Source organism: Kribbella sp. NPDC051620, from assembly GCF_044453825.1.
Lineage (GTDB): Bacteria > Actinomycetota > Actinomycetes > Propionibacteriales > Kribbellaceae > Kribbella.
This window is the reverse complement of the sequence record NZ_JBITDB010000007.1, coordinates 131,482-150,602: the sequence shown is the minus strand read 5'-3', so window position 1 is coordinate 150,602 and position 19,121 is coordinate 131,482. Positions and strand designations below refer to the sequence as shown.

Annotated in this window: 20 protein-coding genes; 9 read left to right on the top strand and 11 right to left on the bottom strand. The window is 68.8% G+C overall.

Going from position 1 to position 19,121, the window contains the following annotated elements; all coding sequences use genetic code 11:
- Positions 1-81: 81 nt before the first annotated feature.
- Positions 82-2,187: a thiamine pyrophosphate-dependent enzyme gene (locus ACIA12_RS33925; protein ID WP_396371359.1), complete on the bottom strand. Its 2,106-nt coding sequence runs from the start codon at positions 2,185-2,187 to the stop codon at positions 82-84.
- 73 nt (positions 2,188-2,260) lie between these two features.
- Positions 2,261-2,782: a GNAT family N-acetyltransferase gene (locus ACIA12_RS33920; RefSeq protein ID WP_396371358.1), complete on the bottom strand. Its 522-nt coding sequence runs from the start codon at positions 2,780-2,782 to the stop codon at positions 2,261-2,263.
- Between the two features lie 85 nt (positions 2,783-2,867).
- Between ACIA12_RS33920 and ACIA12_RS33915 the strand changes: the two genes are divergently transcribed.
- Positions 2,868-3,566, top strand: a complete 699-nt coding sequence (locus tag ACIA12_RS33915; protein ID WP_396371357.1) for a hypothetical protein — start codon at positions 2,868-2,870, stop codon at positions 3,564-3,566.
- Here ACIA12_RS33915 and ACIA12_RS33910 read toward each other — a convergent pair.
- A complete protein-coding gene (locus ACIA12_RS33910) occupies positions 3,563-4,225 on the bottom strand; it encodes a type 1 glutamine amidotransferase domain-containing protein (RefSeq protein WP_396371355.1) in 663 nt (220 codons plus the stop codon). The two genes, ACIA12_RS33915 and ACIA12_RS33910, sit on opposite strands and share 4 nt — an antisense overlap.
- Positions 4,226-4,297: 72 nt before the next feature.
- Between ACIA12_RS33910 and ACIA12_RS33905 the strand changes: the two genes are divergently transcribed.
- Positions 4,298-5,227 (top strand): LysR family transcriptional regulator, encoded by a 930-nt coding sequence (locus ACIA12_RS33905; RefSeq protein ID WP_396371354.1) that lies wholly within the window; start codon positions 4,298-4,300, stop codon positions 5,225-5,227.
- Here the strand turns inward: ACIA12_RS33905 and ACIA12_RS33900 are convergent.
- The 5 genes from ACIA12_RS33900 to ACIA12_RS33880 all read right to left on the bottom strand — a co-directional run bounded on the left by ACIA12_RS33900 (position 5,141) and on the right by ACIA12_RS33880 (position 8,812).
- Positions 5,141-5,680 carry a hypothetical protein gene (locus ACIA12_RS33900; protein WP_396371353.1) on the bottom strand — a complete coding sequence of 180 codons (540 nt, stop codon included), beginning with the start codon at positions 5,678-5,680 and terminating at the stop codon, positions 5,141-5,143. The genes ACIA12_RS33905 and ACIA12_RS33900 overlap by 87 nt on opposite strands.
- 59 nt (positions 5,681-5,739) lie before the next feature.
- Positions 5,740-6,699 carry a Ku protein gene (locus tag ACIA12_RS33895; protein WP_396371352.1) on the bottom strand — a complete coding sequence of 320 codons (960 nt, stop codon included), beginning with the start codon at positions 6,697-6,699 and terminating at the stop codon, positions 5,740-5,742.
- Positions 6,700-6,782: 83 nt separating this feature from the next.
- Complete coding sequence (locus ACIA12_RS33890; RefSeq protein WP_396371351.1) at positions 6,783-7,667, bottom strand: hypothetical protein; 885 nt, start codon at positions 7,665-7,667, stop codon at positions 6,783-6,785.
- A gap of 60 nt (positions 7,668-7,727) precedes the next feature.
- A complete protein-coding gene (locus tag ACIA12_RS33885; RefSeq protein ID WP_396371350.1) occupies positions 7,728-7,901 on the bottom strand; it encodes a CsbD family protein in 174 nt (57 codons plus the stop codon).
- A gap of 107 nt (positions 7,902-8,008) precedes the next feature.
- On the bottom strand, positions 8,009-8,812 hold the full coding sequence (locus ACIA12_RS33880) for a sigma-70 family RNA polymerase sigma factor (RefSeq protein ID WP_396371349.1): 804 nt from the start codon (positions 8,810-8,812) through the stop codon (positions 8,009-8,011).
- Between the two features lie 255 nt (positions 8,813-9,067).
- Between ACIA12_RS33880 and ACIA12_RS33875 the strand changes: the two genes are divergently transcribed.
- From ACIA12_RS33875 to ACIA12_RS33865, 3 genes are all read left to right on the top strand, one after another.
- Positions 9,068-9,211, top strand: coding sequence for a GPGG-motif small membrane protein (locus tag ACIA12_RS33875; protein WP_203590735.1), 144 nt, complete (start codon positions 9,068-9,070; stop codon positions 9,209-9,211).
- A gap of 113 nt (positions 9,212-9,324) precedes the next feature.
- The gene (locus ACIA12_RS33870; protein WP_396371348.1) at positions 9,325-10,053 is read left to right on the top strand and encodes an NIPSNAP family protein; all 729 of its coding nucleotides are present in this window, start codon (positions 9,325-9,327) and stop codon (positions 10,051-10,053) included.
- A 150-nt stretch (positions 10,054-10,203) separates the two neighbouring features.
- Entirely contained in the window at positions 10,204-11,100 is an 897-nt protein-coding gene (locus tag ACIA12_RS33865) for a serine protein kinase RIO (RefSeq protein ID WP_396371346.1), read from the top strand.
- On the opposite strand, the gene ACIA12_RS33860 is transcribed toward ACIA12_RS33865, so the two are convergent.
- Together ACIA12_RS33860 and ACIA12_RS33855 are read right to left on the bottom strand one after the other, a co-directional pair.
- A complete protein-coding gene (locus ACIA12_RS33860; RefSeq protein WP_396371344.1) occupies positions 11,097-12,272 on the bottom strand; it encodes a tannase/feruloyl esterase family alpha/beta hydrolase in 1,176 nt (391 codons plus the stop codon). The genes ACIA12_RS33865 and ACIA12_RS33860 overlap by 4 nt on opposite strands.
- A gap of 99 nt (positions 12,273-12,371) precedes the next feature.
- Positions 12,372-14,027, bottom strand: coding sequence for an FAD-binding dehydrogenase (locus tag ACIA12_RS33855; RefSeq protein ID WP_396371343.1), 1,656 nt, complete (start codon positions 14,025-14,027; stop codon positions 12,372-12,374).
- Between the two features lie 90 nt (positions 14,028-14,117).
- On the opposite strand from ACIA12_RS33855, the gene ACIA12_RS33850 reads away from it, so the two are divergent.
- The gene (locus ACIA12_RS33850) at positions 14,118-16,025 is read left to right on the top strand and encodes a DUF5107 domain-containing protein (protein ID WP_396371342.1); all 1,908 of its coding nucleotides are present in this window, start codon (positions 14,118-14,120) and stop codon (positions 16,023-16,025) included.
- 132 nt (positions 16,026-16,157) lie between these two features.
- Positions 16,158-16,550, top strand: coding sequence for a DUF3592 domain-containing protein (locus ACIA12_RS33845; protein ID WP_396371341.1), 393 nt, complete (start codon positions 16,158-16,160; stop codon positions 16,548-16,550).
- Positions 16,551-16,564: 14 nt separating this feature from the next.
- Here the strand turns inward: ACIA12_RS33845 and ACIA12_RS33840 are convergent, their stop codons facing one another.
- A complete protein-coding gene (locus ACIA12_RS33840; RefSeq protein ID WP_396371339.1) occupies positions 16,565-17,263 on the bottom strand; it encodes a TetR/AcrR family transcriptional regulator in 699 nt (232 codons plus the stop codon).
- Between the two features lie 158 nt (positions 17,264-17,421).
- On the opposite strand from ACIA12_RS33840, the gene ACIA12_RS33835 reads away from it, so the two are divergent.
- Positions 17,422-18,618, top strand: coding sequence for a phosphatidylinositol-specific phospholipase C1-like protein (locus ACIA12_RS33835; RefSeq protein WP_396371338.1), 1,197 nt, complete (start codon positions 17,422-17,424; stop codon positions 18,616-18,618).
- 3 nt (positions 18,619-18,621) lie between these two features.
- Positions 18,622-19,068, top strand: a complete 447-nt coding sequence (locus ACIA12_RS33830) for an OsmC family protein (protein WP_396371337.1) — start codon at positions 18,622-18,624, stop codon at positions 19,066-19,068.
- Positions 19,069-19,121: the final 53 nt, after the last annotated feature.

Here is a 19,121-nt window from a genome sequence, read left to right as displayed (position 1 = left end):
CCTCACCCCCCCCCCCCGCGGCGGGGCCCCCCCCCCCCCCGCCCCGGCGCCCGCCCCCCCCCCCCCCCCCCCCCCGACGCGTTATTGGTGGAGGAGTTTGCGCGCGGCGGACTCGATCGTTTCTTCGCTCAGGAGGACTTGGCGAGCCGCGTTGCCCAGGGGGACGAAGGAGTCTTCGCTGGTTACGCGGGCCAGGGGGCCGGTGTAACCGTTGTCTATGAGGGTGGCGAGGATGCCTTCGGAGACGCCGCCGGAGCGGCGGGTTTCGTCGACGACCAGGACCCGGCCGGTGGTTGTTGCTTCGCGCAACAGATCCTCGACGGGGAGCGGAGCCAGCCAGCGGAGGTCGAGGACGCGGACACCGGGCAGGCGGGCGGCTACCCGGAGGCTCATCGGAAGGCCGTTGCCGAAGGTGACGATCGTGAGCTCGCGTCCTTCGCCGTACGTCCGCCCGGACCCGATCGGTACATGAGCCGTCGGGTACGGCGCCAGCCACTGCTCGTCACCGTCAACATGCAAGTCCCGCCGGTGATACAACGCGATCGGCTCCAGGAAAACCGACACCGTCCCGTCAGCCCGAGCCGCCGCCGCGCACGTGTGCAACATCGCCGCGGCATCATCAGGCCGCGACGGCGACGCGATCACCAGCCCCGGGATGTCCCGCAGCACCCCGATCGCATCGTCGTTGTGGAAGTGCCCGCCGAACCCCTTCTGATACCCGTACCCCGCGATCCGCAGCACCATCGGATTGCGGTACTGCCCCTGCGAGAAGAACTTCAGCGACGCCGCCTCCCCGCGCAACTGATCCTCGGCATTGTGCAGATACGCCAGATACTGGATCTCCGGCAACGGCAACAACCCCGACACCCCGGCACCCAGCGCCAGCCCGAGAATCGACTGCTCATCAAGCAACGTGTCGAACACCCGCGCCGCCCCGAACGACTTCTGCAGCCCGCGGGTCACCCCGTAAACCCCGCCCTTGCGCGCGATGTCCTCACCAAAAGTCAGCGCCTCCGGGTACGACGCAAGCACATCGCCCAGCGCTCGATTGATCGCCTGGCTGAGCGTCAGTAGCTCGCCACCCACAGAGCGACGAGGCAGCGCCTCCTCGACGATCGCCTTGCCGGGAAAGGCCAACGGCGCCGCCACGGCAGCGGCCGAGGACAGTTGCGGAAGGCCGGCCACTTCGCGGGCGATTCCGAGTACATCGGCTCGCTTGTTCTCGTAGAGCTCGATCACGTCGTCGGCGTCGTAACCGGTTGCCAGCAGCAAGCGCGCAGTACCGAGGAGGGGATCGAGTTCCTCGTCGGCGAGCAGTTCGGCCGGGGTCCGGTACGCCGCTTCGACGTCCGACCCCGCGTGCCCCATCAGCCGGACCGTGCGCAGCCGCAGGAATGCGGGCCGGCGATTCCGGCGGACGAACGTCGCCGCCTCGGTCGCCATCGTCAGCGTCGCGGCGAGATCGGTGCCGTCGGCATCGAAGTACCGCAGGCCGTGCCGTTGCCCGTACGCCTGCTTGATCCAGCCGTCCGGCGTGCGCACGCTGATCCCGATCCCGTTGTCCTCGCAGACCAGCAGCAACGGCATCGGGATGCCCTGGTACGACGCGTGCAGCGCCGCGTTGATCGCGCCCGTCGCGGTCGAGTGGTTCGCCGACGCGTCACCGAAACTGGCCACCACCACCGCATCGGCCGGCCATGGCGACGGTACGCCGAGCTTCGCCGCCCGCGCGATCGAGAAGGCGACGCCCATCGCCCGCGGCAGGTGCGAGGCGATCGTCGAGGTCTGCGGGATGATCGCCAGGTCGTGCCGCCCGAACACCTTGTGCCGGCCGCCCGAGATCGGCTCGCTGGTGGCCGCCGCGACGCCGAGCAGGATGTCCCGCAGCCCGTCCTTGTCCCGGTACTGCGCCGCGCGCGCCAAGTAGAACGCACCCGACCGGTAATGCAGCAGCGCGGGGTCAGTCGGCTCGAGAGCCGCCGCAACGGCCGCGTTCCCCTCGTGTCCGGCCGAGCCGATCGTGTAGTACCCATGCCCCTGCGACTGGAGCCAGCGAGCGGCCAGGTCGGCGTGACGGCTGCCGAGCTGAGCGTCGTACAGGCTGAGCAGGACGTCGGCGGGGTGATCGCAGGGCACCGGTTTGAGCGCGCGGACCCGGTCGGCGAAGAGCTCGTCGACGGCGGTCACAGGTTGATCCTCACCCGCAACATGATCCGCGAAGTCGGCCGATTCCACAGCCCTGCCCACGGATCGGGCGCGTTCAGCCTCTGTCCGGCGCCTCGAACCGGATTATCTCCGAAGCGTCCTTCCCGCCCCAGTCGATCGGGATCCGCCCCGCCTCCCGCCAGCCGGTACGGCGGTAGAAGTCGACCGCACCGCCGGGCTTGTCGACGACGTCGAGCACCAGCCGCAGACCCCGCTCCGCGGCAAAGTCGCCCGCGTACTCCAGCAGCCGCCGCCCGAGCCCCGCCCGGGCCCGCCGAGGATCCACAAACAAGCGCTCAACCAACGCGCCGCCCGCTCCGTCCAGGGGGTCCGCTCCGCCCACCGCGCCCGCTCCGCCCAGGCTTTCTGCGGCTTCCGCGGTGACGATCAGGTGACCCGCGAGCTCACCGTCGAGCGTGAGCACCCAGCAGCCGAGTGCTCCCTCGGGCGACAGCCAGCCAGCCGGATCGGCTGGCCAGTTGACCGGATAGCCGGAGTTCTTGTGGACTTCGGCGAGGAGCCGGACGCAGCCGTCGAGGTCGGCCGGTGTGCGGGGCCGGATCAGCATGCTCGTCATTTTGAGCATCGTTTCATGCTGGACCGGAACCGATCCACGCGGTAGATCGTTGATCAGGCAGGTTGTTTTCTCCGTGTGAGGCGAGATGCGCGTACCCCTCTGGCTTCGGCGTACGGCGGTGGCCGCCGGCGTCGGGATCGGCACGTCCGGACTGCTGGCCGGTGTGATCATGCTCGGCCCGCTGGCCGCGTCGATCCTGCTCGCCGTCGTCCTCGCGCTGATCTGGCCGCTGGCGACGGTGATCAAGCACCTCGCCGACGAGACGCCGTACCAGTCGCCGCTGCTCGTCGCGGCCGCGGCTGCGGGGGCCGTCCTCGCGGTACCGGGGCTGATCCGGCTGCTCAGCTGGGGAGCGCTCGGGTTCGTGATCGCGATGATCGCGGCGGTCATCTTCGTGCTGGTCGACCTCGCGCTGCCGGACACCCGTCGCGAGCGGCGGCCGCGGCGCCGGCGGCTGGGTCGCGGCCGGCCGGGTGGACGTCTGCTGGGTCGGCGGCGTGACGCGGAGTACGGAGGACTGACGGAGCTGACGCAGGCGGATCAGCTGGAGGACGAGAAGTTGATCGCCTCGCTCCAGTGCCCGCTCTCGATCGAGGAGCTCTGCGGGGTCTGGGGCGAGACGGCCGCGACGCTCGCGCAGGGTGCCGGGCCGCGGGATCGGCAGGCCGTTGCCGAGGTTCGCCGGATCTGCCTGGACGAGTTCGAGCGCCGCAACCCCGACGGCTTCCAGCGCTGGCTCGACGCCGGGGCACCCGCCGACCCCGGCGCCTACTTACTGCCTTAGTTCTTCTGCAGCACCTCGGTGACAGCGGTCGCCGTACTACGGGCCGATGCCGGGTTCTGGCCGGTGACGAGCCGGCCATCGGTGACGACCTGGTCGGTGAAGTCGGCGGCCGGGTGGTGGATCGCGCCGCGGGCGGTCAGCTCGTCGGCGAGCAGGAACGGGACGACCTCGGTGAGGCCGACCGCGCTCTCCTCGGAGTTGGTGAAGCCGGCGACGTTCTTGCCGTCGACCAGGTAGCTGCCGTCGGAGAGCTTGAGTTCGACCAGGCCGGCCGGGCCGTGGCAGACCGCCGCGACGACGCCGCCGTTCTCGTAGATTCCGGCCGCGAGCGAGGCGAGGTCCTTGGCGCCGGGGAAGTCCCACATCGCACCGTGGCCGCCGGCGTAGAAGATCGCGTCGTAGTCGGTGGCGGTCAGCTCGGCGGCCGTCTTGGTGTGCTCGAGGTCGGCCTCGGCGAAGAACTGCTTCTGGTCCGGATCGGCGTCGTCGAGACCGTCGACCGGCGGCTTGCCACCGGCGACGGAGACGAGCTCGACGTCGTAGCCGGCCTGCTTGAAGACGGTCCACGGCTCGGCGGCCTCGCCGGCATAGAAACCAGTACTCCGGCCGGTGTCGCCGAGCTGGGAGTGGCTGGTGAGGGCAATCAGTACGCGTGTCATGGCTCCATCATGGCCAGGTCCACCCATCGGAGACCAATAGGCAATCGTTGGGCCAGGCATAGGATTCTCGATGTGACGATCTCGCTCGACCTGCTGCGCAGCTTCCTGGCGATCCACCGGGCCGGGTCGATCACGGCCGGCGCCGAGCAGCTGGGGTTGTCGCAGCCGACGGTCACGGCACATCTCAAGGCGCTGGAGGCGGCGGTCGGGCGACCGCTGTTCGAGCGGCGTGCGCGCGGCGTACTGGCAACCGCCGCGGGCGACGAGCTGGCCCGCCGGATCGCCGACCCGATCGACACGCTCCAGGGACTGGTGGTCGACGAGCTGGACGAGCCGGTTGCCGCGACCGTCCACCTCGGCGGCCCGGCCGACTACATCAGCCATCAGGTCCTGCCCGCTCTGGCCGGCCGCCTGGCCAATGGTCTCCAGCTCCGTACCCGCTTCGGGCTGCCCGACGAGCTGATCGCCGGGTTGCTGGATCGGTCGCTGGATGTCGTCATCAGCTCGGTCCGGCCGCGGCGCCCCGGCGTACAGGTGACCCCGCTCTATGACGAAACCTTCGCCTTGGTGGCCGCACCCCGCTGGTACTCCGGTACGCCGGTGAGCGCCCCTGACCAACTGCGTCACATCCCGCTGGTCGCGTACGCCGAAGAGGCGCCGATCCTCCGCCGCTACTGGCGCAGCGTCTTCGGTGTACGCCTGACGAGAAGCGTGGCTCTCGTAGTACCGGACCTGCGTGGCGTACTGAACGCGGTGCTCGCCGGCGCCGGGGCAAGCGTGCTGCCGTTGTACCTGTGTGAGGCGGACCTACAGGCCGGGCGACTCCGCCTACTAGCAGACCCCGAGCTGCCACCCCTGAACACCGGCTACCTGGCCGTCCGCTCCGACGCCGGCCCCCGCAGCCCCGCCAGCCTGCTACGGACGATCCTCCTCGAAACCCTGCGTGAGGAGTCGGCGGCGGGCAGCCAGGGCCCGGGGCCGGTAGATCGCGTAGACAAGTAGCAGCAGCGTCAGAGCGGCCAAGCCGAAGCGCCAGGGTGATCCGCCCTGCACTGCGCCGAGGACGTTGCCGACCAGCAGTACGGTCCAGATGATCAACGACCGGATGCGCCAGCGGCCGAGCAACGCGAGTTGCCGGTCGGCGAGGCGGATCGCCGCGGCGCGGACCTCCGGGTCGGCCGGGATCGGCGCGGTACGGCGCAGAGCGCGGGCCGCGGGACGTCGCAGTGCCGGTGGGTTGTCGTCACCGAACAACTGCTGGAACAGATCGCCTTTTCGCCAGAAGGCGACCGCCACCGCGCCACCGGCGAACAGGCCGGTGATCGCGCCGCTGCCCAGCGCGTCCCCGGCGCTCTCACCATCGAGGGTGGCGATACCGGCCATCCCGGCCGTCGTCACGACGAAGGTCAGCAGGCCGGCGGCCCAGGAGGGAAGCCGGTTCAGTGTGATGCGCACGGCCAAGCTTCCCAGCCCGGCGGACCCAGGCCACCGCGGTTGCAGCTTGTTGCAGTGGGTCAGGCAGCTTTCCTGGTGGTCTTCTTGGTGGTGGACTTCTTCGCCGTCGTCTTCTTCGCGGCCTTCTTGGCCGTACTCTTCGTCGCAGCCTTGGCAGCCGTCTTCTTGGCGGCGGTTTTCTTGGCCGCAGGCTTCTTGGTAGGCGTCTTCTTGGCCGGCGTCTTCTTGCCGGCGCGGCGGGCGCGGGCGGCTTCGACGCTGGCTCGGAGGGCGGTGACCAGGTCGGTGGTGGTGGTCGCCTCGGGCTCCTCCTCGTTGAAGACGATCTCCTTGCCCTTGCGTTTGTCGGCGACCAGCTTCTTCACCCGGTCGGTGTAGCTGTCCTTGTAGTCGCCGGCCCGCCAGCTGCCGCTCATCGCCTCGATCAGGTCGACGGCCATCGAGAGCTGCTTGCCGGCGGAGGACTTGGCCGGCAGATCGCCGACCTCCTTCAACGGGTCGCGGATCTCGTCGGCGAAGAACATCGTCTCCAGCACGAGGACCTTGCCGTCGGCGCGGATGGCGGCGAGATACTCCTTGCTGCGCATCACGAACGACGCGATGCCGGCCCGGTTCGTCTTGGCCAGAGCGTCCCGCAGCAGTCCGTACGACGAGGCGTTCTCCGCGTCCGAGGGCGCGAGGTAGTAGCTCTTCTGGAAGTGGATCGGGTCGATCTCGTCCAGGTCGACGAACCGGCTGATCTCCAGCGATCGCGACCGGCCGGGCGCGATGTCGGCCAGTTCGTCGGACTCGACGATCACGTACTCGCCCCCGCCGACGTCATGGCCCTTCACGATCTTGTCGTAGTCGACCTCGCGCCCGGTGCGCTCGTTCACCCGCTTGTACCGGATCCGGTCGGACGTACCGCGCTGGAACTGATGGAAGTCGAGCTCGTGCTCCGAGGTCGCCGAGTACAACCCGACCGGTACCGAGACCAGCCCGAAGCTGATGTACCCACTCCAGATCGCCCGCGCCATCATCAGTCCCTTCTCGCCGCACCAACCTCAGATACTCGCGAGTGTCCGGTACCCGTTCAGCGCCGGCTCTACCGGTCAGCGCCGGTTCAGAGCCGGTTGTACCGTTTCCGCGCCTCGCGGCTGTCCTTCTGAGCAGCCCGCGCGGCCTTCCGCGCCTCGTCCAGCTCCTCGCCGACCCGATGCACCGTCTCCTGCGCCTCGGCCAACGCGTCCCGGGCATCGCTGAGCTGGGTGTCGAGGTCGGCGACCAGAGCCTCGGCAGCCTCCGCTGCCGCGACGGCGTCGTCCAGTTCCTTCTTGGCGGCCGCCTTCTCCGCCGCCTCGCGCTCTTCCCGCTCCCGCTCGGCCTTCTCCCGCTTCGCCTTGGCAGCGGCCGACTCGGTCTCCTTCTCAGGCTCAGGCTCCGGTACTTCGCTCCGCGCCCGGCGACGGTCCTGAGCGCGCTTGCGCCGCTCGTCGGTCAACGGCGTGACGTTGGACGGCTCCCCGCTCTCGTCGACCACCCCGAAGCCGACGTGCCGCAGCGCACTGCTCAGCCGGGCCTCGCGAACCGCCTCACCCGCGGCCGGGTCGACCAACCCCGCGTCGAGGGTCTCGCGCAGCTTCTGCGCCACGTCCGCGCTGACCTTCTGCCCCTCGCGCTCGGCGAGTCCGGCCGCGGACTTGGCGAGCTGGTCGAGCAGCTTGTGCCGCCTCGGCGTCAGCTCCCGCAGCCGCTCACCGTCGAGATCAGCGGTTGCCTGCCGAAACTCGTCCCCCAGCGCCAGCAGGTCGTCGATGTCATCCGGCAGCTCCCGCGCGAGCAGATTCGCCAGCCACGCGGCGACGGTCGGCTTGCGGAGCGCCTTCAGCCGGGTCGAGCCGAGCTGGTCGCCGTCGGCCTTCAGCTGCTTGGCCAGCTCGTTGCGCTTGGAAATGAAGTCGGCCGACGGCGCTGCGTACAGCGCGTCGGCCGCTTCGTCGAAGTCCATGCCCCGACGCTACCGGACCGACCGGCCGCGGTCGGGGCATTCTGGATCAGCCCTGCGGTGTCAGTCCTTGAAGGCGTCCTTGGCCTTCTCGCCGGCCTGCTTCAGGTCCGCGACGGACTTCTCCGCCTGGCCCTCGGCCTGCAGGTCCTCGTTGTCCGTCGCGTCGCCGGTCTTCTCCTTGACCTTGCCCTTGGCTTCCTCGGCGGCGTTCTTGAGCTTGTCTCCGATACCCATCGAGTCTCTCCTCTTGTCGCTGCGAATCGGACCCACCCCCGGTGCCCCACCCGACGGCGGCTAATCGCCGACGATCGGTAGAGCTGACTTTCGCATCGCCTTCGCGGCTAGTGGACTTCTTGCGCCAGTTGGCTGCGGAGGCGGTCGAGGATGTTGCGGAGGAGGCGGGAGACCTGCATCTGGCTGACGCCCAGTTCGTTGCCGATCTCCTCCTGGGTGAGGCCGCCGCAGAAGCGGAGGGCGAGGATCTGACGGTCCCGGTCGTCGAGATCGGAGACGGCGGGAGCGAGGGTGTGGACGTTCTCGACCAGCTCGTAGCCCTCCTCGGCGTCGGCGACGCTGTCGACCAGGCGCGCGCCGTTGTCGGCCGCGGCGGGTGCGTCGAGTGAGAGCGTGTTGAAGCAGCCACGGACGGAGGCGGCCTCGGCGACTTCGCCGGCGTCGGTTCCCAGCGCTTCGGCCGTTTCCTCGTCAGTGGGAAGGTGGCCGAGTTGCTGGGTCAGCTCGGGCTCGGCGGCGGCGATGGATCCCTGCATCTCCTGGACCCGGCGCGGCGGGCGGACCACCCACGCGCAGTCACGGAAGTAGCGTTTCAGCTCGCCGCGGATCGTCGGTACGGCGTAGGAGAGAAAGGCCGTCGACGCGTCGGGGCGGTAGCCGTTGGCCGCCTTGACCAGGCCGAGGTAGGCAACCTGCTCGAGGTCGTCGCTGTCCACCCCCTTGCGGCGGTACCGGGAAGCGATCGAACGCGCGACCGGCGCGTTCAGGAGGATCACCTCGTCGAGCAGTTCCTGCCGCCGCTGGTGGTCGGCACCATCCGCCTCGGCGAGCAGCTGGTGGGTGGAGTCCGCGATCAGAGTCTGCGAATCGGTACTACGGGAATCGGTACTACGGACAGGTGCGATCGTCACGGTGAGAAACCTCGTCGTGTCGGTCCTGCGATGGTGGCGTCATTGCTGAACCACTCCCTCCACCAGATCAAACCGAACCGGCAGACGCAACCCCTCCCGTGTTACAGGTGTTTGAATCTCGCCCCGTTTGGGGTGGTCGGCCGCGGGCACTTGAGGTGCGTCACAAACGTCGGGAGGGGTCACCGGCGTGTAGTCGCACGGGGTTCAGCCGCCGGACCGCGTCAACGGGTCCGGCTTGTCGAGAAAGGAACGACCATGCTCCTGATTCTCTGGATCATCGCGGCGATCCTCGTCATCTCCGGGATCGTCTCCCTCGTCCGCGGTCAGCTCCTGATGGGCGCCGCCCTCATCGTCGTCGGCCTGCTGGTGGGCCCCGGCGGTGTGAGCATCTTCACCTGATCCTCTCCGAACACTGCGGGCTCCGGCTACGGCCGGGGCCCGCGGCCATGCGGTGTCATTCACGCTGAGAACACTGCCGGTACCTGTCAGGGTTCGGCGGTTGACTGGCCGGCGTGAGAGACGACTGTTGTGGCGTAGTGGATCTGAGGCAGTACACCGTGCACCCAGGGCAGCGCGACGAGCTGGTCCGGGTCTTCGACGAGGCGTTCGTCGAAGGGCAGGAGGCGCACGGGATGCATCTCGTCGGGCAGTTCCGCGATCTCGACGATCCGGACCGGTTCGTCTGGATCCGTGGCTTCCCCGATCTGCCCACCCGGGAAGCCGCGTTGAAAGGCTTCTACTACGGGCCGGTCTGGAAGGAGCGCGGCGCCGAGGCCAACGTGACGATGAAGGACTCGGACAACGCGCTGCTGCTCAAGCCGATCGCGCTGGGTGATGGCTACCCGGAGCTGACGACAGCGCGACCGCCGATCGGCGCGACGGAGGCTCCGTCGTCGGTGGTCGCCGGTGCGGTCTATCACCGCGGTTCACCTGACGACGGGTTCGCGGACTACTTCGCCGACCAGATCGCTCCGGTGCTGACCGCGACCGGCGCGACGCTCGCGGCGACCTTCGAGACACTTGTTGCCGAGAACAACTTTCCGGCGCTGCCACTGAGGGACGAGATAGTACTGGCGTGGTTCGCGGTCTTCCCCAGCGATGCGGCGTACGCCGAACATCGCCGGCAGCTCGACAACTCGCAGACCTGGCAGAATAAGATCCTCTCGGAGATCATCTGCCGCTCGATCGCCCCACCCCAGCAACTGCGCCTTCGGCCGACCGCGCGATCGCAGTTCCGTTAAATCAGTTGCGCCGCGTCCGAGCGGCCTGCATCCTGATCGGGATCGTGCAGCTACGAAGGCTGCCTGGACTAAGGAGGGCTGGACGAATGGCCATCACTGCGCTGCGGCATGTCCGCGTCAGCCTCACTTCTTTCTCCAGGAGCACATCCGATGTCTTCCGACGTCTTTCGTACCGACCACACCTTTCTCTCTGACCTCAGCACCGAACCAGAGGTTGCCGACGCCTTCGTCTTCCGCTTCAGCGAAGTAGAAGAAGAACTCGCGCCGGATCAGCGCTGGTCCACCTGGCTGGATGTCGAGCGCGGTTCTCGCGGGCCTGAGCCCCGCCCCTCGTGGGTGGTGACGGAGCAGGCCGCGATCGATACCGAGCTCGGCATCCTCAAAACCGGCAAAGAGGCCGATGTCTTCCTGCTCGAGCGAGCAGTGGAGCAGATCGGCGACAACGCCGCGCGACGGTCGCTGCTTGCCGCCAAGCGGTACCGCACGGAGGAGCACCGCTCCTTCCATCGCAGCACGTCGTACGTCGAAGGCCGGCGTACCCGCAACAGTCGCGACACCCGCGCCATGGCGAAGAAGACCTCGCACGGCCGAAGTGTCGCGGCCGGACAATGGGCCTATGCGGAGTGGGATGCACTCTGCCGGCTCTGGAAGGCCGGGGTTCCCGTCCCGTACCCGGTCCAGGTCGACGGCACCGAGCTGTTGATGGAGTTCATCGACGACGGTGACGGCGGCGCGGCGCCACGGCTGGCGCAGGTCCGTCCCAAGGGCGAACTGCTCGACTCGTACTACGAGCAGGTCCGCGACGGTATGCGCGAGCTGGCCAGGGCCGGGCTGGCGCATGGCGACCTGTCGCCGTACAACGTGCTGGCCCAGGGCGAGCGGATCGTGATGATCGATCTCCCGCAGGTGGTCGACATCGTCGGCAACCCGAAGGGGATGGACTTCCTGATGCGCGACTGCCACAACATGTGCACCTGGTTCACCAACCGCGGCCTGGAGGTCGACGAACACGAGCTCTTCGCCGACCTCCTCACCATGGTGTTCTAACGCTCAATCCCCTGCTGCAGCAGGGGAACCAGCGGTACCAGCCGGTCGGGGTAGGCGTCGACGAGACCGTCGACATGGTTGCCTGCCTCGACCCGCTGGTACGTGAGCAGCCGCCCTCGTCCCGCGCGCCGAACCAGTTCGGCGTACACGTCGGAGTCCTGGCTGATCGGCAGCAGGCTGTCGAGGGTGCCGTGAATGGTGGTCAGTGGCCGGCCGATCCTGCCGGTCAAGGCGATCCGGCGCACTGCCTGGTGCGCGGCCGGCCGGGACGCGTAGTCGTAGTCGGCCTCGGTGCCCGTGTACGACGGATCGAGCTCGGCCGCGTAGATCCGCTGGGTCAGCTTCCAGTAGATGGCGTAGTGGTAGTCCCACAGGAAGTCGGAGCGGGGGTCGAAGCCCGCCGCGACGATCTGTGCGGCCGACTGTTGCTCGTAGCCTTTGATTGCCGGAGGCAAGAAGGTGAAGAGGTTAGGACCGCGGACGGTCCACAGCGTTCCTTCGAGGTCGACGCCACGGGTGTAGAGCTCCGGGTGGTTCTCCAGTTGCCAGCGGACCAGATAACCGCCGTTGGAGATACCGGCGGCCACCACCTCGCGCGGCCCGCGTCCGTAGTGCTGGGCGACGACCGCTCGCGCGGCCAGGGTCAATTGCGTGGTTCGCTGGTTCCACTCGACGATCGCCTCACCCGGCCGGACCCCGTCGGTGAAGAAGTTGACGCCGGTGTTGCCCTTGTCGGTGGCCGCGTACGCGTACCCCTTCGCGAGCACCCAGTCCGAGATCGCCCGGTCGTTCGCGTACTGCGCCCGGACGCCTGGTGAGCCCGCCACCACCAGACCGCCGTTCCAGTCGTCGGGCAGCCGGATGACGAACTGCGAGTCGTGGTTCCAGCCGTGGTTGGTGTTCGTCCGCGAGCTGTCCGGGAAGTACCCGTCGACCTGCACCCCCGGTACGCCGGACTGCTGCGGCAGCCCAGCATGCGTCAGCCCCGCATAGTCGGCCGGATTGGTGTGCCCCGACGCGACTGTCCCCGCCGTGGTCAGGTCGTCCAGGCAAGCGACCACCCGGTACTGCGCTCCCGGCACCCGCAACTGCGGGCATCCCTGAGCCTGGGCCGGCGTGGCGATACCACCGGCGAGCAACATCACGGCGACGGGCAGAGCGAGGCGGCGCATAGCGGGTCCTCCCAGGGTTGACTGGGCGCAACGCTAGGAGCCGGGCCAGCATCCGGACAGGGGGTCTGGGCACACAAGACCCGCTGTCCGGATGGGCCGTCAGGACACTGCTTTGGCGGCGGCGCGGCCCGCAGTCCGGCCCGTGAAGAGGCATCCTCCGACGAAGGTGCCTTCGAGCGACCGGTACCCGTGGATCCCGCCACCGCCGAAGCCAGCGACTTCGCCGGCCGCGTAGACGCCGGGCAGCGGGGTGCCGTCGGCGCGGAGTACCCGGGAGTCGAGGTCGGTCTGCAGGCCGCCGAGCGACTTGCGGGTGAGGATGTTGAGCTTGACCGCGATCAGCGGACCCGCCTTCGGGTCGAGGATCTTGTGCGGCGGCGCGACCCGGATCAGCTTGTCGCCGCGGTAGTTCCGGGCGCCGCGCAACGCGGTGATCTGGAGGTCCTTGGTGAAGGTGTTGTCCATCTCGCGGTCGCGGGCGAGGATCTGGCGCTCCAGCTCGGAGTACTCGATCAGGTCGGAGCCGGCCACCTCGTTCATCCCGCGGACCAGGTCGGACAGGTTGTTGCGGACGACGAAGTCGGCGCCCTTGTCCATGAAGGCCTGCACGGGAACGGTCGCGCCGCCCCGGGCCCGGCCGAGCACGCCCCGGATGTCCTTGCCGGTGAGGTCCGGGTTCTGCTCCTGGCCCGAGAGCGCGAACTCCTTCTCGATGATCTTCTGGGTGAGCACGAACCAGCTGTAGTCGTAGCCGGTCTTCATGATGTGCTCGAGCGTGCCGAGGGTGTCGAAGCCGGGGAACAGCGGCACCGGCAGCCGCTTGCCGGTGGCGTCGAACCACAGCGACGACGGGCCGGGCAGGATCCGGATCCCGTGCGACGGCCAGATCGGGTCCCAGTTGCGGATGCCCTCGGTGTAGTGCCACATCCGGTCGCGGTTCACGTACCGGCCGCCGGCCGCCTCGGTGATCGCCAGCATGCGGCCGTCGACATGCGCCGGTACGCCGGTGATCATCTCCTTCGGCGGCTTGCCCATCCGCTCGGGCCACGACTCCCGGACCAGATCGTGGTTGCCGCCGATCCCGCCGGAGGTGACGATCACCGCCTGCGCGGTGAGCGCGAAGTCCTCCACCTCGACCCGCGAACTCGACACACCGCGCGCGACGTCACTCGGCTCGAGCACCTTGCCGGAGACACCGTCGACGACACCGCCGGTCACCGTCAGCTCGTCCACCCGGTGCCGGAAGCGGAACTCGACCAGACCCTTCGCGACCGCCTCACGGACGCGGCGCTCGAACGGCGCGACCAGGCCAGGCCCGGTCCCCCAGGTGATGTGGAACCGCGGCACCGAGTTGCCGTGGCCGTCCGCGTTGTAGCCACCGCGCTCCGCCCAGCCGACGACCGGGAAGAACCGCACCCCTTGGCCGTGCAGCCACGGCCGCTTCTCACCGGACGCGAAGTCGACGTACGCCTCGGCCCACTGGCGGGCCCACTTGTCCTCGTCGTCCAGCCGGTCGAAACCGGCCGAGCCGAGCCAGTCCTGCAGCGCGAGATCGCGGGAGTCCTTGATCCCCATCCGGCGTTGCTCGGGGGAGTCCACGAACATCAGCCCGCCGAACGACCAGAACGCCTGCCCACCGAGCGAGGCCTCGGGCTCCTGGTCGAGCAGCAGCACCTTCTTGCCCGCGTCGGCCAGCTCGGCGGTGGCGGCCAGCCCGGCCAGGCCGGCTCCCACCACGATCACATCCGCGTCCATCGGTGCTCACTTTCTCGCGTCGGTCGTCCATGTATATCCGACTCCCGAGTAACCATGGACCGGTGTGCGCAAAGTTGCGAGAATCACGGTGTGACGAACCTTTCCGCGCATGATTTGATCCTGCCCGCAGCCTCCCTCGGAGCGGAGAATCCACTCCCGCCGCTGCGCCCCGCCCGGGAGGTCCACCACGTCGAGAACCTGGCCGAACTCCCGCCCGACCTGCGCGAGAACATCGAGTACGGCGGACTGGCCAGCACGCTGCCGACTCTCGAGCAGGACGGCTACGACCGTGAGCTCGTCGATCGTGCGCTGCCTTCGCTGGTCCTCGAGAACGACCACCTCCGGGCCACCATCCTCCCCAGCCTCGGCGGCCGCCTCTACTCGCTCGTGCACAAGGCGAGCGGCGACGAGCTGCTCTACCGCAACCCGGTCTTCCAGCCGGCCAACCTCGCGCTGCGCAATGCCTGGTTCGCCGGCGGAGTCGAGTGGAACCTCGGCAGCACCGGCCACTGGACCGGCACTTGCTCACCCATGCACGCCGCTCGCGTCAACGGCCCGGACGGTACGCCGGTACTGCGCCTGTGGGAGCTGGAGCGCACCCGCAACCTGATCATCCAGCTGGACTTCTGGCTGCCCGAGGACTCCGAGCAGCTGTACGTCGGTGCGCGGATCCAGAACCCGTCGAGCGAGACGGCCCCGGCGTACTGGTGGTCGAACATCGCGGTCGAGCAGTCGCCGGGGACGCGGGTGCTCGTGCCGGCCGACCAGGCGTGGCGGTTCGGGTACGGGAATCGGCTCGACCTGGTCGGCGTACCGGAGTACGACGGGTTCGATCTGACGTATCCGATGCGGCATCGGCGGGCCGTCGACTTCTTCTTCGAGCTGCCGCCGGAGGAGCAGCCGTGGATCGCGTCACTCGATGCCGAGGGCAACGGGTTGGCGCAGGCGTCGACGGATCGGCTGCGTGGCCGGAAGCTGTTCGTCTGGGGCGAGTCGACCGGCGGCCGGCGCTGGCAGGAGTGGCTCTCGCCCGGTCTGCAGGGGCATGGGTACGCCGAGATCCAGGCCGGCCTGGCGCGGACCCAGATGGAGCACCTCATGTTGCCGCCAGCAACCAATTGGCACTGGCTGGAGGCGTACGGGCGAGTCAGCGTCGACCCGGCCAAGGCACATTCGACTGACTGGCAGACGGCCCGGCTTGCGACTGGCGCAGTACTGGAGCCGGTATTCCGTTCGCTCGCCGCGCGCGAAGAGCAGTGGCTGACCGTCATCGACGCGGAACCCGTCGAGCGGCTTGCGATGGGGTCGGGGTGGGGTGCGCTGGAGTTGCGGCGTACCGGCTGGAAGGTGTCCGCGGGGACGCCGTTCGCCGACGAGACGATGACGGACCGCGAACGCGCCTGGCTGCCGGTGCTCGACGGGCGGCTGCCCGAGGTCGCGCCGCAGGATCCGCCGGACGGCACCCTGATCGCCTGGAAGGACCAGCTCGAAGCGGTCGCCGATGACAACTGGTTGAGCTGGTACCACCGCGGTGTCGCCCGCTGGGCCGCCGGTGACCAGGAAGGCGCTCGGACGGCTTGGGAACAGTCCACCTCGAGGACGAGCAACCCCTGGGCGGGGCGCAATCTCGCCATCGCCACGAACAGCCCGGCCCGCGCCGAGCAGGCTGCCAGTCTCACCTCGAACCATCTTGTTCTGGTGGAAGGAATTCACCTCTGTCTCGGGACGGGCGACACCGAGCGAGCCGACCGGATCTACCAGTCGATCGCCCCCGCGGACCGAAACGATCCACGGGTTGTGCTGGCCCGGATCCGGTATCTGCTGGAGACCGGTGACCCGGCGGCCGCGCAGGAGTTGCTGGACGGGGAGCTGGAGTATGCCGTGGTCCGCGAGGGGGAGAACCCGCTGGCGGAGTACTGGCTGTGGGCGCAGCGTGAGCTGGGCACGGACCGGCCGGTGCCGTCACGGCATCAGTTCGGGATGTTCGGCGACAGCTGAAACACAATTGTCAGTACGTGGGAACCGGATCGCCTCAGCCGCCGTCCCACCGTTTGTACGGGAAGGCCCGTACAGGCAGTACGACAAACGACGACCGCGCCGCTCGCGGGCGACGCGTCGGGGGTGAGTGCCATGTTGACTATCGTTGTATTCGGTGGTTTAGGCCTGGTGCTGCTGGTCACGGCATGCATCGTGGCAGACATCGTTGCGGGCGTCCGGCGCCGCAGCGATGGGGTCGAGAAGACAGCCGGACGGGTGACGAAGGTGCGCGGCCCGGTCCGCGGACAGCTGGACAGTGGCGCGACGGCCGAATGCCTGGAGGTCACTGTCGAGTACTACACCCGGCACGGCGAGGGCCCGTTCGAGGTCGCGCGGATGATTCCGCTGGCCGCGGCGAGCAGCTACGCCAAGAACGACCGGGTGATCGTCAGCTACGACATCCGGGCGCCCCGGCGGGCCCGGATCGCGGGCAAGGTGAGCCACTGGCCGACCATCGGCCCACGCTCACCGGTTCCGCAGCCGTAAGCCCTACTTCAGTTCTACTCCGCAGGACGCGTTCCCTCGCCAGATGGCGGGGGACCTTTGGTTTCTGCCGGTAGGTGCGGTTCGAGCAGGCGGTGCAGGGCCGGGCGGCCCTGGGCCAGCACGTACTCCGCGTCCGCGGCCGGCAGCCGGTCCGCCAGGTGCGCCAGCGCCTCGCCCATCGCGATCGTCAGCGTGACGCTCAGCCGGAACTCGCGACTGTCCCGCGCCCCGAACCGCAGCGTCAGCAGCTCGGCGAACTCGCCCGCGTGCTGGTCGTCGAACTCACCGGGGGTCGTCTCCAGGTCCGGATCGCCCAGCCCGCTCAGCACGACCGCCCGGAAACCCGGATCGGTGTTGTGCATCTCCCGGAAGGTGTCCAGGGTGACATCGACGGCCTGGCGCCAGTCGGCCACCACGGCAAGCCGCTCGCGGACCGCCTCGGTGTAGCGGTGCTGGTTGCGCCGCTCGATCGCCTGGATCAGGGTGCGCTTGTCCGGGAAGTACCGGTAGACGCTGCCGACCGCGATCTCGGCCCGACGCGCGATGCTGCTGGTCGAGGCGGCGTCGTAGCCGCGCTCGACCACCTCGGCGCAGGCAGCGTCCAGGATGCGTTCGACCTGGCGGTTGGCCCGGTCCTGGGTCGGCGTCCGGCGCAGCGGGTACGCCGTACCGGCGTCCGCGCCCGGATCCTCGCCGGCGGATGTGGTGACCATGGTGTTCATTGTGCCTCCACTCGGCGACAACGTTGCCAAAAGCACTCCTTCAGCACCACACGGTTTGCTGTCAGCTTGCGGTCAGCCAGATGACACCGCTCGAGACGACAATCACGCTAGTGCTCCGTCCGTCCGGATCCACCGAGGGAGAAACAACCATGCAGGTCAGCAGCAAACTGATTGCGGGACTCGCGTCCCTGGCCGTCGCCGGGGGTGGCCTGGCGGGGAGCGCGGCGCTGCCCGGGCAGAGCGCCGACGCGAAGAGTGCCGATTCGAGGGGTGGACAGCGGACGAACACCTCCGGGGTCCGGATGAACCAGGTGCAGCAGATCGGGTCGCACAACTCGTACCACCGGGAGCTGAACGCGGCCGAGCAGAAGGCCCAGCTGTCGCTGAACCCGGGCGTGGTCGACCTGTTCTACTCGCACGCCTCGGTCCCGCAGCAGCTCGAGGAGCAGAACATCCGCACGCTGGAGTTCGACCTGTTTCCGGACCCGGCCGGCGGGCTCTACCAGTACCCGCTGCTGCGCAAGCTGACCGGTCAGGGCCCGCTCACCGATCCGGCGCTCGCGCAGCCCGGCATCAAGGTGATGCACGTCCCGGACTTCGACTACAACACCAACTGCCGGACCTTCGTACTGTGCCTGCAGCAGGTCAAGGCATGGACCGACGAGCACCCGGACGCCGCGCCGATCTCGATCAACCTCGAGCTGAAGCAGTCCGATCCGCAGGTGGTCGCGGCCGGTGGCGTGGTGGCCCCGCCGTGGGACGCGGCGAACCTGGACAGCGTCGACACCGAGATCCGCTCGGTCTTCGGCGCGGACGACCTGATCACGCCGGACGACGTCCGCAAGCCGGGCCTGACGCTGGAGCAGTCGGTACTGACCAAGGGCTGGCCGACGCTGCGGGACGCCCGCGGCAAGGTGATGTTCTACTTCGACAACGGCGGTCCGGGGTCGACGATCCGCGACCTGTACCGGGCGGGCAAGCCGAACCTGGAAGGCCGCGCGGTCTTCACCCGTGGGCCGGAGGGTGAGCCGGACGCCGCGATCACCGAGGTGAACGACCCGCGGGGCGCCGGCCAGGCCGAGATCCAGCGGCTGGTCAAGAAGGGGTATCTCGTCCGCAGCCGGTCGGACGAGCCGATGGCGACGATCCGGACCAAGGACTACAGCCGGCTCGGCATCGCGCTGGCCAGCGGCGCGCAGTACGTGACGACCGACTTCCCGGTCGCGGGCATGGCGGCCCGGTACGACAGCGACTTCGTCGCCCAGTTGCCGGAGAGGACCGCCGTACGATGCAACCCGGTGACGGCACCGTCGAAGTGCCGTGGAGTGATCTCGGAAGAGAGGTAGTCCATGTCGGAGCACGTGGTCGATGTCAGCTGGAGTCGCGGTGAGCACGAGTTCACCTACGAGAAGTACAGCCGGGACCACGAGTGGCGCTTCGACGGTGGGGTGACCGTGCCCGGGTCGGCCAATCCGGCGTACCTGGGCACGGACTCGGGGACGGTGGATCCGGAGGAGGCGTTCGTGGCGGCGCTGTCGTCCTGCCACATGCTGACCTTCCTCGCGATCGCGGCGAAGAAGCGGCTGGTGGTCGACTCGTACGTCGATCACGCGGTCGGCGTGATGGCCAAGAACGAGGCCGGGCGGATGGCGGTCACCCGGGTGACGCTGCATCCGGTGATCACCTTCGCGGGTGAGGCGCCGGACGAGGCGGCACTGGACCGGCTGCACCACCTGTCACATCAGGAATGCTTCATCGCGAACTCGGTGACCACCGAAGTGGTCGTGGAGAAGTAGTCGGGGAAAGAAAAGAACCACCCGGGTCGGCCTGAGCCTCGCGCAATCGGCGT

Bases quoted from the DNA above. Each gene is read 5' to 3' on its own strand.
- ACIA12_RS33920 (WP_396371358.1), bottom strand. From the start codon at position 2,782: ATGACGAGCATGCTGATCCGGCCCCGCACACCGGCCGACCTCGACGGC.
- ACIA12_RS33915 (WP_396371357.1), top strand. From the start codon at position 2,868: ATGCGCGTACCCCTCTGGCTTCGGCGTACGGCGGTGGCCGCCGGCGTC.
- ACIA12_RS33910 (WP_396371355.1), bottom strand. From the start codon at position 4,225: ATGACACGCGTACTGATTGCCCTCACCAGCCACTCCCAGCTCGGCGAC.
- ACIA12_RS33895 (WP_396371352.1), bottom strand. From the start codon at position 6,699: ATGATGGCGCGGGCGATCTGGAGTGGGTACATCAGCTTCGGGCTGGTC.
- ACIA12_RS33890 (WP_396371351.1), bottom strand. From the start codon at position 7,667: ATGGACTTCGACGAAGCGGCCGACGCGCTGTACGCAGCGCCGTCGGCC.
- ACIA12_RS33885 (WP_396371350.1), bottom strand. From the start codon at position 7,901: ATGGGTATCGGAGACAAGCTCAAGAACGCCGCCGAGGAAGCCAAGGGC.
- ACIA12_RS33875 (WP_203590735.1), top strand. From the start codon at position 9,068: ATGCTCCTGATTCTCTGGATCATCGCGGCGATCCTCGTCATCTCCGGG.
- ACIA12_RS33865 (WP_396371346.1), top strand. From the start codon at position 10,204: ATGTCTTCCGACGTCTTTCGTACCGACCACACCTTTCTCTCTGACCTC.
- ACIA12_RS33860 (WP_396371344.1), bottom strand. From the start codon at position 12,272: ATGCGCCGCCTCGCTCTGCCCGTCGCCGTGATGTTGCTCGCCGGTGGT.
- ACIA12_RS33855 (WP_396371343.1), bottom strand. From the start codon at position 14,027: ATGGACGCGGATGTGATCGTGGTGGGAGCCGGCCTGGCCGGGCTGGCC.
- ACIA12_RS33845 (WP_396371341.1), top strand. From the start codon at position 16,158: ATGTTGACTATCGTTGTATTCGGTGGTTTAGGCCTGGTGCTGCTGGTC.
- ACIA12_RS33840 (WP_396371339.1), bottom strand. From the start codon at position 17,263: ATGGTCACCACATCCGCCGGCGAGGATCCGGGCGCGGACGCCGGTACG.
- ACIA12_RS33835 (WP_396371338.1), top strand. From the start codon at position 17,422: ATGCAGGTCAGCAGCAAACTGATTGCGGGACTCGCGTCCCTGGCCGTC.
- ACIA12_RS33830 (WP_396371337.1), top strand. From the start codon at position 18,622: ATGTCGGAGCACGTGGTCGATGTCAGCTGGAGTCGCGGTGAGCACGAG.